Source organism: Streptomyces sp. Ac-502, from assembly GCF_045222935.1.
In the GTDB taxonomy this organism is placed as follows: domain Bacteria; phylum Actinomycetota; class Actinomycetes; order Streptomycetales; family Streptomycetaceae; genus Streptomyces; species Streptomyces monomycini.
In genome coordinates this window covers 6,954,790-6,968,750 of the sequence record NZ_JBHFFO010000001.1, presented here as the reverse complement: position 1 = coordinate 6,968,750, position 13,961 = coordinate 6,954,790, and the positions used below count along the sequence as shown (strand labels likewise).

Annotated in this window: 17 protein-coding genes; 8 read left to right on the top strand and 9 right to left on the bottom strand. The window is 72.0% G+C overall.

Features of this window, described 5'->3' with window-relative positions:
- The first annotated feature begins 86 nt into the window (after nt 1-86).
- Entirely contained in the window at nt 87-971 is an 885-nt protein-coding gene (locus tag ACEXOX_RS31915; protein ID WP_406524479.1) for an SCO6745 family protein, read from the top strand.
- A 105-nt stretch (nt 972-1,076) separates the two neighbouring features.
- On the opposite strand, the gene ACEXOX_RS31910 is transcribed toward ACEXOX_RS31915, so the two are convergent.
- The 3 genes from ACEXOX_RS31910 to ACEXOX_RS31900 form a co-directional block, all read right to left on the bottom strand.
- A complete protein-coding gene (locus ACEXOX_RS31910; RefSeq protein WP_406524478.1) occupies nt 1,077-1,640 on the bottom strand; it encodes a Clp protease N-terminal domain-containing protein in 564 nt (187 codons plus the stop codon).
- Nucleotides 1,640-1,849 carry a helix-turn-helix domain-containing protein gene (locus tag ACEXOX_RS31905; protein ID WP_406524477.1) on the bottom strand — a complete coding sequence of 70 codons (210 nt, stop codon included), beginning with the start codon at nt 1,847-1,849 and terminating at the stop codon, nt 1,640-1,642. Before ACEXOX_RS31905 ends, ACEXOX_RS31910 begins: the two co-directional genes overlap by 1 nt.
- A 237-nt stretch (nt 1,850-2,086) precedes the next feature.
- Complete coding sequence (locus ACEXOX_RS31900) at nt 2,087-2,869, bottom strand: TetR/AcrR family transcriptional regulator (protein ID WP_406524476.1); 783 nt, start codon at nt 2,867-2,869, stop codon at nt 2,087-2,089.
- 136 nt (nt 2,870-3,005) lie between these two features.
- On the opposite strand from ACEXOX_RS31900, the gene ACEXOX_RS31895 reads away from it, so the two are divergent.
- Nucleotides 3,006-3,287: a hypothetical protein gene (locus ACEXOX_RS31895; RefSeq protein ID WP_406524475.1), complete on the top strand. Its 282-nt coding sequence runs from the start codon at nt 3,006-3,008 to the stop codon at nt 3,285-3,287.
- 29 nt (nt 3,288-3,316) lie between these two features.
- Here the strand turns inward: ACEXOX_RS31895 and ACEXOX_RS31890 are convergent, their stop codons facing one another.
- Nucleotides 3,317-3,928 (bottom strand): short chain dehydrogenase, encoded by a 612-nt coding sequence (locus ACEXOX_RS31890; protein ID WP_406524474.1) that lies wholly within the window; start codon nt 3,926-3,928, stop codon nt 3,317-3,319.
- Nucleotides 3,929-4,056: 128 nt separating this feature from the next.
- Between ACEXOX_RS31890 and ACEXOX_RS31885 the strand changes: the two genes are divergently transcribed.
- Nucleotides 4,057-4,995: a LysR family transcriptional regulator gene (locus tag ACEXOX_RS31885; RefSeq protein WP_406524473.1), complete on the top strand. Its 939-nt coding sequence runs from the start codon at nt 4,057-4,059 to the stop codon at nt 4,993-4,995.
- Here the strand turns inward: ACEXOX_RS31885 and ACEXOX_RS31880 are convergent.
- From ACEXOX_RS31880 to ACEXOX_RS31870, 3 genes are all read right to left on the bottom strand, one after another.
- Nucleotides 4,943-5,590 (bottom strand): HutD family protein, encoded by a 648-nt coding sequence (locus ACEXOX_RS31880; protein WP_406524472.1) that lies wholly within the window; start codon nt 5,588-5,590, stop codon nt 4,943-4,945. The genes ACEXOX_RS31885 and ACEXOX_RS31880 overlap by 53 nt on opposite strands.
- A 39-nt stretch (nt 5,591-5,629) precedes the next feature.
- Complete coding sequence (locus ACEXOX_RS31875) at nt 5,630-6,592, bottom strand: zinc-binding dehydrogenase (protein WP_406524471.1); 963 nt, start codon at nt 6,590-6,592, stop codon at nt 5,630-5,632.
- A 146-nt stretch (nt 6,593-6,738) separates the two neighbouring features.
- Nucleotides 6,739-7,995 (bottom strand): NADP-dependent malic enzyme, encoded by a 1,257-nt coding sequence (locus tag ACEXOX_RS31870; RefSeq protein WP_406524470.1) that lies wholly within the window; start codon nt 7,993-7,995, stop codon nt 6,739-6,741.
- A gap of 538 nt (nt 7,996-8,533) precedes the next feature.
- On the opposite strand from ACEXOX_RS31870, the gene ACEXOX_RS31865 reads away from it, so the two are divergent.
- The 3 genes from ACEXOX_RS31865 to ACEXOX_RS31855 all read left to right on the top strand — a co-directional run bounded on the left by ACEXOX_RS31865 (nt 8,534) and on the right by ACEXOX_RS31855 (nt 11,311).
- Nucleotides 8,534-9,508 carry an ABC transporter substrate-binding protein gene (locus ACEXOX_RS31865; protein ID WP_406524469.1) on the top strand — a complete coding sequence of 325 codons (975 nt, stop codon included), beginning with the start codon at nt 8,534-8,536 and terminating at the stop codon, nt 9,506-9,508.
- An 85-nt stretch (nt 9,509-9,593) separates the two neighbouring features.
- On the top strand, nt 9,594-10,541 hold the full coding sequence (locus ACEXOX_RS31860) for an amino acid ABC transporter permease (protein ID WP_406524468.1): 948 nt from the start codon (nt 9,594-9,596) through the stop codon (nt 10,539-10,541).
- 17 nt (nt 10,542-10,558) lie between these two features.
- Entirely contained in the window at nt 10,559-11,311 is a 753-nt protein-coding gene (locus ACEXOX_RS31855) for an amino acid ABC transporter ATP-binding protein (protein ID WP_078623906.1), read from the top strand.
- Nucleotides 11,312-11,413: 102 nt separating this feature from the next.
- Here ACEXOX_RS31855 and ACEXOX_RS31850 read toward each other — a convergent pair whose 3' ends face one another.
- On the bottom strand, nt 11,414-12,175 hold the full coding sequence (locus tag ACEXOX_RS31850; protein WP_406524467.1) for a class I SAM-dependent methyltransferase: 762 nt from the start codon (nt 12,173-12,175) through the stop codon (nt 11,414-11,416).
- 79 nt (nt 12,176-12,254) lie between these two features.
- On the opposite strand from ACEXOX_RS31850, the gene ACEXOX_RS31845 reads away from it, so the two are divergent.
- Nucleotides 12,255-12,884 (top strand): CGNR zinc finger domain-containing protein, encoded by a 630-nt coding sequence (locus ACEXOX_RS31845; RefSeq protein WP_406524466.1) that lies wholly within the window; start codon nt 12,255-12,257, stop codon nt 12,882-12,884.
- On the opposite strand, the gene sodX is transcribed toward ACEXOX_RS31845, so the two are convergent.
- Nucleotides 12,788-13,252 (bottom strand): nickel-type superoxide dismutase maturation protease, encoded by a 465-nt coding sequence (sodX, locus tag ACEXOX_RS31840; protein WP_406526536.1) that lies wholly within the window; start codon nt 13,250-13,252, stop codon nt 12,788-12,790. The two genes, ACEXOX_RS31845 and sodX, sit on opposite strands and share 97 nt — an antisense overlap.
- Nucleotides 13,253-13,438: 186 nt before the next feature.
- Between sodX and sodN the strand changes: the two genes are divergently transcribed.
- Complete coding sequence (sodN, locus tag ACEXOX_RS31835; RefSeq protein WP_030017226.1) at nt 13,439-13,834, top strand: superoxide dismutase, Ni; 396 nt, start codon at nt 13,439-13,441, stop codon at nt 13,832-13,834.
- Nucleotides 13,835-13,961: the final 127 nt, after the last annotated feature.

The window sequence follows — 13,961 nt, the reverse complement described above, 5'->3', positions numbered from 1 at the left end:
GTAAGAAATCGCAGACCTGTGGCCGTGTCCGCCTTTACAGTCAACTCTCCTTGTCTGAACGGATCTTGAAGGCCAAGAGGTAAGCGATGTCGGAATACCCTGCCGTGGCCCGCCGGATGTGGCGCCAGCTGGAGCCCGTCCACGCCATTGTCTACTTCGCGCCCGAGGCGTTCGAGGAGGCGGCGGCTCTCGGTTACGACACCGATTCCCGCTGGCCCAGCTACTTCGCCTGGCGCACGGCGCCGCTCGGTGCGGCGGGTCCCGAGCTGGTGGCCGCGACGTTCTACAGCTTCAGTCCGCGGATGATCGCCCGGTACGTGCCGGCGATCTGGTCGACGGCGGCGCCCGGCAAGGTCCTGGACGCCCGGACGCAGGCGGTGGACCGCATAATGACCGGCCTGACGAGAGCCGCCCGGATGTCCGCCGCGCAGATCGCCGAGGCGGCCCGGCTGGCCCGGCAGGCCGCCGAGAACGCCTCGACGGCCGCCCGTCCGCTGGCCGCCGCCAACCGCGACCTGCCCTGGCCGGACGCCCCGCACCTGGCGCTCTGGCACGCCATCACGGTGCTGCGCGAGCACCGCGGCGACGGGCACGCGGCGGCCCTGCTGACCTACGACCTCGAACCGTGCGAGGCACTGGTGTCGTTCGCCGCGATCGGCGCCGTGCCGAAGGCCAACTTCAAGGGGCGCGGCTGGACGTCGCAGGAGTGGAGCGCCGCGCACGACCGGCTGGCCGCGCGCGGCTGGATCGACCCGGCCGGGCGGCCGACGGACCGGGCGCGTGAGGGGCGGGACGACGTCGAGCGCATGACGGACCGGCTGGCCGCCGCGCCCTGGCGGGCGCTGGGCCGGTCCCGCGCGGAACGGCTCGCCCAACTGCTCAATCCGCTGCTGGGCGCGGTCTCCGAGGCCGGGCTGCTGCCGCGGCACGGTACGTCGGGGATCGGGGCGGTGAAGGTCGCGTACCCGTAACGGGCGGCGGGCCCTCCCCGCCCGCCCCGCACCCGTCCACCCCGCGTCCGCCCGTCCCGCACCCGCCGCCCCGAGCCCGTCCGTCACGCCACCGCGGCGGGCCCCTCACCCCGCCGCGGCCCGCTCCCCCAGCGCCCGTACGACATCGGCGTGCCCGACGCCGTGTTCGGCCAGTACGGACGCGGCGAGGCCCGGGCTGGACACCATGGCGAGCAGCAGGTGTTCGTCGCCGATGTGCTTGTCGCCGCGGCCGAGCGCGACGCGCAACGATCTTTCCAGTACGGCCTTGGCCTCCGGGCGGAACGGTCCGCGCAACGAGCGCCCGCGGCGTCCCTTCGGTGCGGAGGCGGAGTCCAGCGCGCCGGCGCCGTGCGCCCGTTCCACCCGGGTGACGACCTCCGTCACGTCGATGCCGAGCCCGGCCAGCGCCTCCGCGTCGGCGGCCGTCAGACCGCCCCGCCGGCGGGCCTCGTCCAGCGACCGTTCCACGGACGCGCGGCGCTCGCGCATCCCGAGGGCGGCGAGCGCCTCGGCGCCCGGGGAGCCGCGGCCGTCCAGCAGGGCGAGCAGCAGTTCCCCCTCGCCGACCGTGCCGGGGCCCGGCCGTACCGCGTAGGAGGGGGCGCCGCGCACCACGTCGCGGGCGCTCGCCGTGAACCGTTCGAACATCAACGCCTCCCGTGCTTCTTGTGGACCGCCTGCCTGCTGACGCCCAGCTCGGCGGCGATCTCCTGCCACGACCAGCCCTTCATGCGGGCGCTGCGCACCTGTACGGCTTCCAGCTGCTCCAGCAGCCGGCGGAGCGCGGCCACCGCACGCAGGCCGATCCGGGGGTCCTGGTCGCCCGCCCGCTCGGCGAGCTTCGTTGCTTCGCTCATGACGTCAATGTAGGTTGACGCACACCTCGTGTCAACAGTGGTTGACGGCCGGCCGTCACCGTGGACGGACGGCGACGCACACCGGCAACGGGCCCGCCATCGGCACCCCACCGCCGTCATCCATGTCGACGAGTCGATTCCCGGCGCCCGCCGACCCGGGGCGCCCCGGGTCGTCCCGATACGAGCACTACCGCGACTACGCCACCCTGCGGACCCCCGGGCGACACCGCGGCCAGTTCAGGCAAAGATCCGGTCGAGGTGGTAGTCGATGGTGTGCCGGACCTCCGCCATCGTGCGGCGCCCGTGCAGCACGTCGAGGCCCAGCCCGGAGACGCCCGACACCAGCAGGTCCGCCTCGCGCGCGGGATCGACGCCGGGCCGTACGCCGCCGGCCTCCCGGATCAGGGTGGCGACCAGGGACTCCACCACCTGCTCGCCGTGCAGGAAGACCTCGGACATCGCCGGGTCGGTCAGACTGCGGACGAAGTACGCCGTGAACACCCGCAACGCCAGCGCGCGTTGCGCGTCCAGCGGCAGGAACTCGACCAGCACGGCGCGCAGCACGGCCCGCAGATCCCCGGCGTCGTACAGGTCCGCCATGCGCGCTCGGGCCCGGCGGTCGTTCTCTTCGTGCAGCATCCGCAGCGACTCGACCAGCAGCTGATGCTTGCTGCCGAAGTAGTACTGCACCACCCGCAGCGACACCCCGGCCTCCGCCGCGACCTCGCGCATGCTCGCCGACTCCAGGCCGCGGGCGGCCGCGATCCGCCAGACGGCCTCCGCGACCTCACGCCGCCGCCGCTCCCGCGCGCCGCCGGCGGGCGGCCGGGTGACCTCTGCGGGCCCCTCGCGCGCGGAGCGTTCGCGACGGTCCTCCACAGCCGTACGGGCCGCCTTCTTGCGCCGCCGGTACGCCTTCGCCTGACAGCTCCGCGAACAGTACGCGGGCGGGCGGCCGCGGACCGCCTCGGGCAGTCCGGCACCGCAGATCCGGCACTCGGCCGTCTTTTCGTCACGCACACGAGGAGCGTACCGCGCCACGAGAAATCGTGACGAATAGCAGAAGATGCAGGGGTAGCCAAGGCGATGGGAGCGAAACTTTGATACGGTCGTATCCACGAACGGTGAAATACCGGCACGGAACGGGGAGACGACCATGAATGAAGCCTGGTACCGGCTGCTGTCCATCCTCATGTTCACCGCGGGCTTCTGGGAGGGCCCGGCGGCCATCCTCTACCGGATCGTCGGTGACGACCGCGGCCACCCCATGCGGCCCGTCAACTACCTCGAAGCGCCATGGAACTTCGTCGCCTCGGGCGCGGCGATCGTCGTCGCCGTCGTCCTGCTCGCCGTACTGGACAAGGGGCGCGAGAAGGCACTCGCCCGCGAACGCGGCACCGGGGCAGCCCGCGCGCACGCGGGCGCGCACACGGACTGAGCGCCCGCGTCCGCGCCCGCCCCCGGCCGTCACACCGGCTCATAGACCTGCCCGGTCTGCCCGCCCTCGACCGACCGCACGTACGCCGCGGCCACCTGCGCCAGGTCGACCGGCTTGACGCCGGGGAAGAAGTCCCCGTACTCCGCGAGGGATTCGGTGACCACGGCCGGGCTGACGGCGTTCACCCGCTGCGGGGCGATGTCGAGCGCGGCGGCCCGCACGAACGCCTCCACCGCGCCGTTGGCCATCGCCGCCGCGCTGCCGGTGGGGACGGGATCGCGGGAGAGCACCCCGGTGATCAGGGTGAAGGAGCCGCGCCCGGCGATACGGGCGGTGCCCTGGCGCACCAGCTCGATCTGGCTGAGCACCTTGCCGCGGAAGCCCGCCGCGTAGTCCTCCGCGGTCATCGCGGCGACCGGCTTGAACGGGGTGTCGCCGGCCGCGCTCACCACGGCGTCCAGGGTGCCGGCCCGTTCGGCGGCCCGGTCGTACGCCTCGGTGACCTGCGCCGGGTCGGAGATGTCGAGCCGCAGGTCGCCGCCGCGGCGGCCGACCGTGATGATCTCGTGGCCGCGTCCGGCCAGCGTCTCGTGTACGGCGGCGCCCAGCTTTCCGGTCGCGCCGATCAGCAGAATCCTCATGCCGCCGACGCTAGGGCGGGCCGTTCGGGGAGGGAAATACCTTCCGTGCAGGATTTATGCTCGGAGATCATGAATGGTGTGTGGCTCCTGAGCGTGCAGCCCGGCCGGGGCGGGGACGGAGGCGTGCGGTGAACGTGGAGTTGCGGCATCTGCGGGCGCTGGCCGCCATCGGGGACGAGGGCACGATCACCGGCGCGGCGGCGGTCCTGCGCGTCAGCCAGCCCGCGCTCTCGCGCACTCTGGAGCAGTTGGAGAGCCGCCTGGGCACCTCACTGGTCGAGCGGACCACCCGCCGGCTGCGGCTCACCCCGGCGGGGCGGCGGCTGCACGAGCACGCCCACCGCATCCTCGCCCAGCTCGACGACGCGCTGGCCGAGGCGGTGGCCGGGCCGCGCCCGCTGCGCGTCGGCTTCGCCTGGGCCGCGCTCGGACGGCACACCGTGCCGCTGCTGCGCGAGTGGCGGCACGAGCGCCCCGGCGAGCCCGTCGAGGTGCACCGGCTCGACGACGCGGAGGCCGCGCTGCGGCGTGGCACCGTCGATCTCGCCTTCCTGCGGACCGTCCCGGCGGACGACGGGGCGCTGGACACCGTGGCGCTGTACCGCGAACGCCGGATCGCCGCCCTGTGCGAGAGCGACCCGCTGGCCGAAGAGCCGGCGGTCTCGCTGGCCGACCTGACGCACCACGCCATCGCGCTGTGCGCCACCGCGTGCACCACCAGCGCCGCGCTGTGGCCCGCCGGTCAGCGTCCGCGCAGCACCTTCGAGGTCGCCAACGTCGACGAGTGGCTGACCATGATCGCGACGGGGGCGGCGGCCGGGGTGACGGCCGAGGCCACCGTGCACAGCCATCCGCACCCGGGTGTCCGTTACGTACCGATCACCGACGCCGGCCCGGTCACGGTCCTGCTGGCCCGCCCCCGGACGGCCACGCACCCCGCCACCGACGCCTTCACCACCCACGCGCGGCACACCCTGCGCCGCACCGGCGCGACCGGCACCCCGGTCTCGGACGCTACGCGGACGCCTCCGGCAGCCGGGCGTCCGGATCCGCCGTCCGTACGGTGAGGGTGACGACGGCCGTGACCCCGTCGGCGTGCAGCGAGACGCCCGCGTCCGCGGGCATCAGGGCGGCGTCGTACCGCTCCAGCGTCGTGCGGGTGTGTCCGGCGCCGGCCCCGGACAGCCGCGTACGGCCGGACAGCGCGACCACCAGCCGCGCCCGCCGCTCCCCGGACGTGTCCTCCACGTCCCCCGGCCGCGACTCGGCGGCGCAGCGGACATAACTCCCGCGTGCCACCTCCACGGTCGCCGTCGCACGCCCACGCCGCAGCATGACGTTGAAGTTGACGACCGGCCCGTCCAGGAGGCGGCAGCCGGTCGGTGCGTCGCCGGGGAAGGCGAACGGGCGGTACGGGCCGGGCAGTACGTGACGGGTGCCGTCGACGGTCAGTTCCAGTCCGGCGCCCTCGGCCACCGTCAGGACGCGGTCCACGCCGGGCAGCGCGGAGTACGGACCGTCGCGGCCCACCTCGGCCAGGCTCACCCGCCAGTCGAAGGTTTCCCAGCCCGCGCCGGGCGGTGCGGCGGCGATCTCCCGCGTCACCCCGCCGCCGTTGCTCCAGGCCGTCGCCGTCCGTCCGGCCGCGCGCAGCACCCGCACCCGTCCCGCCTCTCCCGGTGTCTCCTGTCCTCCCCCGCCTCAGACCGTCAGGACGACCTTGCCGAACATCTCGCCCTCGGCCAGCTTCGCGAAGCCCTCGCGGGCCCGATCGAGCGGCAGGGTGGTGTCGATGACGGGCCGGACGCCCTTGGCCGCGCAGAAGTTCAGCAGCGAGGCCAGTTCGTCCTTGCTGCCCATGGTCGAGCCGACGACCTTCAGCTCCAGGAAGAAGATGCGGTTGAGTTCGGTGCGCTCGGGGTTGAAGCCGCTGGTGGCGCCCGAGATGACGAGCGTGCCGCCGGGCTTGAGCGACTTCACCGAGTGCGACCAGGTGGCGGCGCCGACCGTCTCGATCACCGCGTCCACCCGCTCGGGCAGCCGCTCGCCGCTGGGCAGCGCGGCCTCGGCGCCCAGTTCGACGGCGCGCTTGCGCTTGTCCTCGCTGCGGCTGGTGGCGAAGACCCGCAGCCCGGCCGCCGCGCCCAGCACGATCGCCGCGGTGGCCACACCGCCGCCCGCGCCCTGGACGAGCACGCTGTCCCCGGGCCGTACCCCGGCGTTGGTGAACAGCATCCGGTACGCGGTCAGCCAGGCGGTCGGCAGGCACGCGGCCTCGGCGAAGGACAGCTCCTTCGGCTTGGGCAGCACGTTCCAGGCGGGCACGGTGACCTGTTCGGCGAAAGTGCCCTGGTAGCGCTCGGTGAGGATGGAGCGCGGCTCGTCCGGGCCGACGCCGTGGCCGCTCTGGCCGATCACCGAGTGCAGCACGACCTCGTTGCCGTCCTGGTCGGTGCCGGCCGCGTCACAGCCGAGGATCATGGGCAGCGCCTCCTCGCCCAGACCCACGCCGCGCAGCGACCACAGGTCGTGGTGGTTGAGGGAGGCGGCCTTGACGTTGACGGTCGTCCAGCCGGGGCGCGCGCCGGGGGCGGGGCGTTCCCCCAGTTCGAGGCCGTTCAGCGGCTGGTCGCGGTCGATGCGGGCGGCGTAGGCAGCAAACATGATCCCAACGTAGGGCGCCCGGGGGCCGGGCGGTACCGGGCCGCGGTGTGACACGCGCCGCGCCGCCGCCCGCCGTCCGGCCCTTGCCGCCGCCGGCGCAGCGAAAAGGCCCCGCCCGGAGGCGAGGCCTTTCCACGGACGCGGGGTCAGCGGCGCGCGACGCCCTCCGCGCGGGCGGCGGCCGCGACCGCCGAGGTGACCGCCGGGGCGACCCGCTCGTCGAACGGCGACGGGATGACGCACTCGGCGCTCAGGTCGTCGGCGACCACCGAGGCCAGCGCCTCGGCGGCGGCCAGCTTCATGCCCTCGGTGATCCGGCTGGCGCGCACCTGGAGGGCGCCGGCGAAGATGCCGGGGAAGGCCAGCACGTTGTTGATCTGGTTCGGGTAGTCGCTGCGGCCGGTGGCGACGACGGCCGCGTACTTGTGCGCGACGTCCGGGTGGATCTCCGGGTTGGGGTTGGCCATGGCGAAGATCAGCGCGTCCTTCGCCATCTTGGCGACCGCCTCCTCCGGCACCGTGCCGCCGGAGACGCCGATGAAGACGTCCGCGCCGTCCAGGGCCGTCTCCAGGGAGCCGCTCAGTCCGGCCTTGTTGGTGAAGGAGGCCAGCTCACGCTTGACGTCGGTGAGGTGTTCGTCGCGGTCGGCGGTGACGATGCCCTTGCGGTCGCACACCGCGACGTCACCGATGCCCGCCTCGACGAGGATCTTGGCGATGGCGAACCCGGCCGCGCCGGCGCCGGAGATGACGGCGCGCAGCTGTCCGAGCGAACGGTTCGTCAGCTGGGCGGCGTTGCGCAGCGCGGCCAGCGTGACCACGGCGGTGCCGTGCTGGTCGTCGTGGAAGACCGGGATGTCCAGGCGTTCCTGGAGCTTGCGCTCGATCTCGAAGCAGCGGGGCGCGGAGATGTCCTCCAGGTTGACGCCGCCGAAGGACGGCGCCATCCGCACGACGGTCTCGACGATCTCGTCGGCGTCGGTCGTCGCCAGGGCGATCGGCACCGCGTCCACGCCGCCGAACTGCTTGAAGAGGATGGCCTTGCCCTCCATCACGGGCAGCGACGCCTCGGCCCCGATGTCACCGAGGCCCAGCACCGCGGTGCCGTCCGTGACGACGGCCACGACCTGGGACTTCCAGGTGTAGTCGTGCACCAGCTCGGGTTCTTCGGCGATGGCGCTGCACACCTTGGCGACGCCGGGCGTGTAGGCGAGGGAGAGGTCCTCGCTGTCGCGCACCGGGACGGTCGCCTGGATCGCCATTTTGCCGCCGCGGTGCAGGAGGAAGGCGGGGTCCTGGCACTGCCGCTCCCCGCCGTCCGGTCCGGAGCCGGGCGCACCCTTGGCGTCCGTGTCCGCGTGCGTGTTGCCGCCGTCATGGGCCTGGGCGGTCTTGGCTGTCACTGGTTCAACCCCTTTGTTCGTCAATCAGTTGAGGGTGTCCACTCCCTGGTCAAGGGGTGGGCGGGCACCGCGGCCGTGCCCTGCGCGACGGATGGCCGTCCCGCGGGGGGAGGTACGGACGCCGGGCGCGCCGCACGCGCGCCCTGAGCCCCGGATGAGGGGTGTAACGAACCTTTCTACCGGACGGGCGCGGGCCCCGACGAGTCGGATTCGTTACCCATGGGTCACCTCTGGGGTCACAACCTCGGCATTAGGGGTGAACACCGCGAACCATAGGAAGTTCCCCGCGCTCTGTCCGTACTGCGAGACGCGGGCCCGTACGGCCGGGCCCTTCGCCCTCCAGTTGGCGCGCACCGCCCAAGGGACACCTGGGTTGTGCGGCTTCGTCCCCGTCCGTTATCCGATTTTGACCTGGACGGCAGTCCGGATAGCGGTGTCCGGATGGCAAGATTCCGTCACCGAACGAGGTCGCGACGCCCGAAGGTGTGTGCCCGGCCCCTGCTCAGTCGGCTTCTCCCTCATCCGCAGGAGGATCAGCATGACCGCAAGCCTCACCCGTCGCCCGGCCCCCGGCAGGTCTCGTTCAGCCGTGGCCGCCGCGACCGCGGTCGCGGCCTCGCTGCTGCTGCTCAGCGCCTGCGGCGACCAGACCGACGCGGCGATCGCCAAGCGGGAGGCGGCCAAGAACCGCAACCCCGACGCTCCCCTGTTCAAGCTCCTGCCCAAGGAGATCCAGGACAAGGCGATGATCCAGGTCGGTTCGGACATCACCTACAAGCCGGTGGAGTTCCGTACCGACGGCAAGGTCACCGGCATCGACCCGGACCTCGCCGACGCGCTGGGCGAGGAGTTGGGCGTCAAGCTCAACTTCAACAACGCCACCTTCGACACCCTCATGGGCGGCATGAAGTCCAAGCGGTACGACATCGCCATGTCGGCGATGACCGACACCAAGGCCCGCCAGCAGGGCGTGGACAGCGCCACCGGCAAGAAGGTCAGCGACGGCGTCGACTTCATCGACTACCTCGACGTCGGCGTCTCGATCTACACGCAGAAGGGCAAGACCCAGGGGATCGACGGCTGGGAGGCGCTGTGCGGCAAGAAGATCGCGGTGCAGCGCGGCACCGTCTCGCACGACCTGGCCAAGGACCAGGCCAAGAAGTGCGAGGAGTCCGGTACGGACGCGATCTCCATCGAGGCGTTCGACAACGACACCGAGGCGCAGACGCGGCTGCGCACCGGCGGCGTGGACGCGGTCTCCAGCGACTACCCGGTCGCGGCGTACGCGGTCAAGACCTCCGGTGGCGGCAACGACTTCCAGCTGGTCGGCGGCGCACCGGTCAAGGCCGCCCCGTACGGCATCGCGGTGCCCAAGGACAGCCCGAAGCTGCGCGACGCCCTGAAGGCGGCCATGGAGGCCATCGTCAAGAAGGGCAGCTACGCGCAGGTGCTCAAGAAGTGGAACGTCACGGACGCCGCGGTCAAGGAAGTGAAGCTCAACGGCGGCAGCTGAGCGCCTGCCCGAGCCCCGCCCGCCCGCGTGCCCGCCCGGCCGCGCACGGCCCGTCCCTCCCGCCGAACGCTGAAAGGCAACACCCGTGTCAGTTGACGTCGACAAGCCGGCCCAGCCGCCGGCGGACGCCCCGCCGCCCGCTCCCGAGCCGATCAAGGCCATTCCCGTCCGGCACTACGGGCGCTGGGTCGCGGCGCTGGTCGTCCTCGTGCTGCTCGCCCTGCTCGTGCGGGCCTTCGCCGCCGGCAAGGTCAACTGGGGCACGATACCCGAGTACATGTTCAACGCGGACATCCTGCGGGGTCTGCGCAACACCCTGATCATCACGGTGCTGTCGATGGTCATCGGCATCGTCCTCGGCGTGGTCCTGGCCGTGATGCGGCAGTCGAAGAACCCGGTGACCTCGACGGTCGCGTGGTTCTACGTCTGGTTCTTCCGCGGTACGCCGGTCTACGTCCAGCTGTTCCTGTGGTTCAACCTGGGCCTGGTCTTCCAGTACATCGACATCATGCCGATCTACAAGGACGAGTGGTCGGACTTCATGACCCCGTTCCTGTGCGCGCTGCTGGGCCTCGGGCTCAACGAGGCCGCGTACATGGCGGAGATCTGCCGCGGCGGCCTGCTCGCCGTCGACGAGGGGCAGACCGAGGCGGCGCACGCGCTGGGCATGAGCCACGGCAGGACGCTGCGCCGGATCGTCGTACCGCAGGCGATGCGGGTGATCGTGCCGCCGACCGGCAACGAGGTCATCAACATGCTCAAGACCTCCTCGCTGGTCATCGCGGTGCAGTACTACGACCTGCTGCAGTCGGCGCAGAACGTGGGCCGCGACGCCGGTCCCGTGGTGGAGATGCTCGTCCTCGCCGCAGTCTGGTACCTGATCGCCACCTCGGTGCTCAGCGTCGGCCAGTACTACCTGGAGCGCTACTACGCCCGCGGCGCCAGCCGCCAGCTGCCGCCCACGCCGGTCCAGCGGCTGCGGGCCAGGCTGTCCGGCGGCACCAACCGTTCGTCGGCCGGAGGTGCCGCATGACCAGCAAGTCCACCCCCATGGTCAAGGCCGAGGGCGTCCACAAGTCCTTCGGCACGGCCCACATCCTCAAGGGCATCGACCTGGAGGTCGCGCCCCGCGAGGTGTTCTGCCTGATCGGCCCGTCCGGCTCCGGCAAGTCGACGTTCCTGCGCTGCATCAACCACCTGGAGAAGATCAACGCCGGGCGGCTGTCGGTCGACGGTGAGCTGGTCGGCTACCGGGAGGCCAACGGCAAGCTGTACGAGCTGCGCGACCGCGAGGTGGCCGCGCGCCGCCGCGACATCGGCATGGTCTTCCAGCGCTTCAACCTCTTCCCGCACATGACGGCGCTGGAGAACATCATGGAGGCGCCGGTCCAGGTCAAGGGCGAGTCCAAGGCGACCGCCCGGGAGCGCGCGGGCAAGCTGCTGGACCGGGTCGGCCTGGCCGACAAGGCCGGCAACTACCCCTCGCAGCTCTCCGGCGGCCAGCAGCAGCGCGTCGCGATCGCCCGCGCGCTGGCGATGGAGCCGAAGCTGATGCTCTTCGACGAGCCGACCTCGGCGCTCGACCCGGAGCTGGTCGGCGATGTGCTGGACGTGATGAAGGACCTCGCGTCGGACGGCATGACGATGATCGTCGTCACGCACGAGATGGGCTTCGCGCGCGAGGTCGGCGACTCGCTGGTCTTCATGGACGACGGTGTGGTGGTCGAGTCCGGGCACCCGCGCGACGTGCTGGGCAAGCCGCAGCACGAGCGCACCAAGTCGTTCCTGTCGAAGGTGCTCTGACCCGGCGGGCAGGGCCGTACGCCCCACGCGACGGGCGGTACGTACGGGCGCGGCAGGCGCTCCGGTACGTACCGCCCGGTCGTCGGACGAACCGTACGCGCGCTACTTCAGCCCGAGGACCAGCGCGTCCGAGGGCGAGCGCCACACCGCACGCGCCTCACCGAAGCCGGACTCGCGCAGCACCTCGCAGTGCCATGCCACCGAAGGGGTGTCACCGTCGGCGTGCTCGCCGTAGATCTCGAAGCGCTCGGCGGTCGGCCCGGCGAGCACCGGGTCGGCGGCGGCCTTGTCCCACCAGGCACGCCAGTCCAGGGCGCCCGCAGCCTTGGCCTCCTCCTGCCGCGCGTGCCGGAAGGCGCGCTCGGCCGCGTCGATGCGCGGGGTGTCCCCTTCGGGCATGTGGTCGGCGTTCATGAAGACGCCGCCTGCCCTGACCAGCCCGCCGAGCTGCCCGTACAGCCCGCGCAGCGGTCCGGTGTGCATCCAGTGCAGGGCCGTGGCGGTGAGTACGGCGTCGTACGAGTCGTGGGGCAGGGCGTCGGTCCACCGGGGGTCCTTGAGGTCCGCGCGGACGAACGTCACCCGGTCGTCACCTTCGAAGTGTCCGCCGGCGATGGCCAGCAGGGCCGGGTCGAGGTCCACCCCCACGCTGACCGCCTTGGGGAAACGCTTGAGCAGCCGGTCGGAGATACTGCCCGTGCCGCACGCCAGGTCCAGCACCCGGGGCTCGGTGCCCACCAGGGCCTCGACCATGTCCAGCATCACGCGGAACCGCTCCTCGCGGTCCGGCATGTACCACTCCTGCTGGCGGTCCCAACTGTCCTGCCACCCCTGCCAGTCAGTACCGACGACGGTCTCGGTCATACCGTTACCTCCAGGCCGTAATACCCTCGTAGCAACAACACCTATTACGAACACTAGACCGCGCCCGTAAGGACTACAAGTGGAACTGGCCTATTACTCGGACTATGCCGTTCGCCTGGTCAACACCGAGCAGCCCGAGCGCGGCGGCGACACCCTGACCTCGGTCGAGGCCGTCCGTGAGCTGTTCGGGCCCGCCCAGCAGATGGCCCGCCGGGCCAACGAGAGCGACGTGACCCGCCTGCGCGGCGTACGGACCCGGCTGCGCGCCGTCTTCGAAGCGGCGGACAAGGGCGACGAGGTGCGGGCGGTGGACCTGCTCAACGCGCTGATGATGGAGTTCCCGGTCAGTCCGCAGGTCTCCGGGCACGAGTTCCGCGACGAGGACGGCCGCCCCAAGTGGCACCTGCACATCGCCGACCACGCGGCCAACGCCACCGCCGGCTACACCGCCACCGCCTCCATGGGCCTGGCCTTCCAGCTCACCGAGCTGGGCGTCGACCGGCTCGGCATCTGCCAGGCACGCCCGTGCCGCAACGCCTACCTCGACACCTCGACCAACCGCTCCCGGCGCTACTGCTCGGACCGCTGCGCGACGCGCGCCAACGTCGCCGCCTACCGGGCCCGCAAGCGCCTGGACAGCGAGCGGCCGGCCCGTACCGGGCGCACCGCCGAGACCACCCAGGACAGCGCGCCCGACAGCGAGCGCTGAACACCGCGCGGCGGCCGCACCCGCACCCAGGCACGCGCGATCACCAGCTCGTCGGGCACCACCCCGAACTCGCGGCTGTCGTTCTCCACGAACGGATTGTCCCCCTGGACCCACCAGCCGCCGTCGCGCCGCTCGACGGCCCGTTTGACGATCAGCAGGTCCTGCCGGAACGGGTGCCGCAGGACGACCACGTCACCCGCCCGCACCACCGCCCCGTACCGCACCACCAGCTGGTCGCCGGGCCGCAGCGTCGGCACCATCGACGGGTTGTAGACCTCGGCCAGGCCGAAGGCCCGCAGCAGTCCGCCGCGCTCCCGCCCGTGCTCCTCCCCCTGCTCCGGCCCGCGCTCTTCCACCCGCTCCGGCATCCCCGTCACACCTCCCGGTCCCAGCCCGGTGACCACCACGGCCCGGTCACCCGTCACCGGTCCCATCCTCCATCAGACCCGGCCCGGAACCGGCCTTTTGCCCTAAGACCCCGAGCCACCCGAGAAAAGCCTTCCCGCGGCGAGTAATCTCGCACCTGAGAAGACGATCACGAGGAAGGACTGAACATGCTTTCCCGCCTGTTCGCCCCCAAGGTGAAGGTCAGCGCCCACTGCGACCTGCCGTGCGGCGTGTACGACCCGGCCCAGGCCCGTATCGAGGCCGAGTCGGTCAAGGCCGTCCAGGAGAAGTACCAGGCCAACGAGGACGCGGACTTCCGTACCCGCGCCGTCCTCATCAAGGAGCAGCGCGCGGAGCTGGCCAAGCACCACGTCTCGGTGCTGTGGAGCGACTACTTCAAGCCGCCGCACTTCGAGAAGTACCCGGAGCTGCACCAGCTGGTCAACGACACCCTCAAGGCGCTGAGCGCCGCCAAGGGCAGCAACGACCCGGCGACCGGTCAGAAGGCCCTGGACTACATCGCCCAGATCGACAAGATCTTCTGGGAGACCAAGCAGGGCTGACCCGCCCCGCGCCGCGGCGGCCGCCCGTCCCCACACCGGGACGCGCGGCCCCCGTGGCCCGCACCAGCACCGCACCCGGTCCGCGGGGCGCCCTCCACAGGCGCCCGCGCGGGCCGGGTGCGGCTGT

What these genes read in the sequence shown, in the direction of transcription:
- ACEXOX_RS31915 (WP_406524479.1), top strand. Translation starts at nt 87, where the DNA reads ATGTCGGAATACCCTGCCGTGGCCCGCCGGATGTGGCGCCAGCTGGAG.
- ACEXOX_RS31910 (WP_406524478.1), bottom strand. Translation starts at nt 1,640, where the DNA reads ATGTTCGAACGGTTCACGGCGAGCGCCCGCGACGTGGTGCGCGGCGCC.
- ACEXOX_RS31905 (WP_406524477.1), bottom strand. Translation starts at nt 1,849, where the DNA reads ATGAGCGAAGCAACGAAGCTCGCCGAGCGGGCGGGCGACCAGGACCCC.
- ACEXOX_RS31895 (WP_406524475.1), top strand. Translation starts at nt 3,006, where the DNA reads ATGAATGAAGCCTGGTACCGGCTGCTGTCCATCCTCATGTTCACCGCG.
- ACEXOX_RS31890 (WP_406524474.1), bottom strand. Translation starts at nt 3,928, where the DNA reads ATGAGGATTCTGCTGATCGGCGCGACCGGAAAGCTGGGCGCCGCCGTA.
- ACEXOX_RS31875 (WP_406524471.1), bottom strand. Translation starts at nt 6,592, where the DNA reads ATGTTTGCTGCCTACGCCGCCCGCATCGACCGCGACCAGCCGCTGAAC.
- ACEXOX_RS31865 (WP_406524469.1), top strand. Translation starts at nt 8,534, where the DNA reads ATGACCGCAAGCCTCACCCGTCGCCCGGCCCCCGGCAGGTCTCGTTCA.
- ACEXOX_RS31855 (WP_078623906.1), top strand. Translation starts at nt 10,559, where the DNA reads ATGGTCAAGGCCGAGGGCGTCCACAAGTCCTTCGGCACGGCCCACATC.
- ACEXOX_RS31850 (WP_406524467.1), bottom strand. Translation starts at nt 12,175, where the DNA reads ATGACCGAGACCGTCGTCGGTACTGACTGGCAGGGGTGGCAGGACAGT.
- sodX (WP_406526536.1), bottom strand. Translation starts at nt 13,252, where the DNA reads ATGCCGGAGCGGGTGGAAGAGCGCGGGCCGGAGCAGGGGGAGGAGCAC.
- sodN (WP_030017226.1), top strand. Translation starts at nt 13,439, where the DNA reads ATGCTTTCCCGCCTGTTCGCCCCCAAGGTGAAGGTCAGCGCCCACTGC.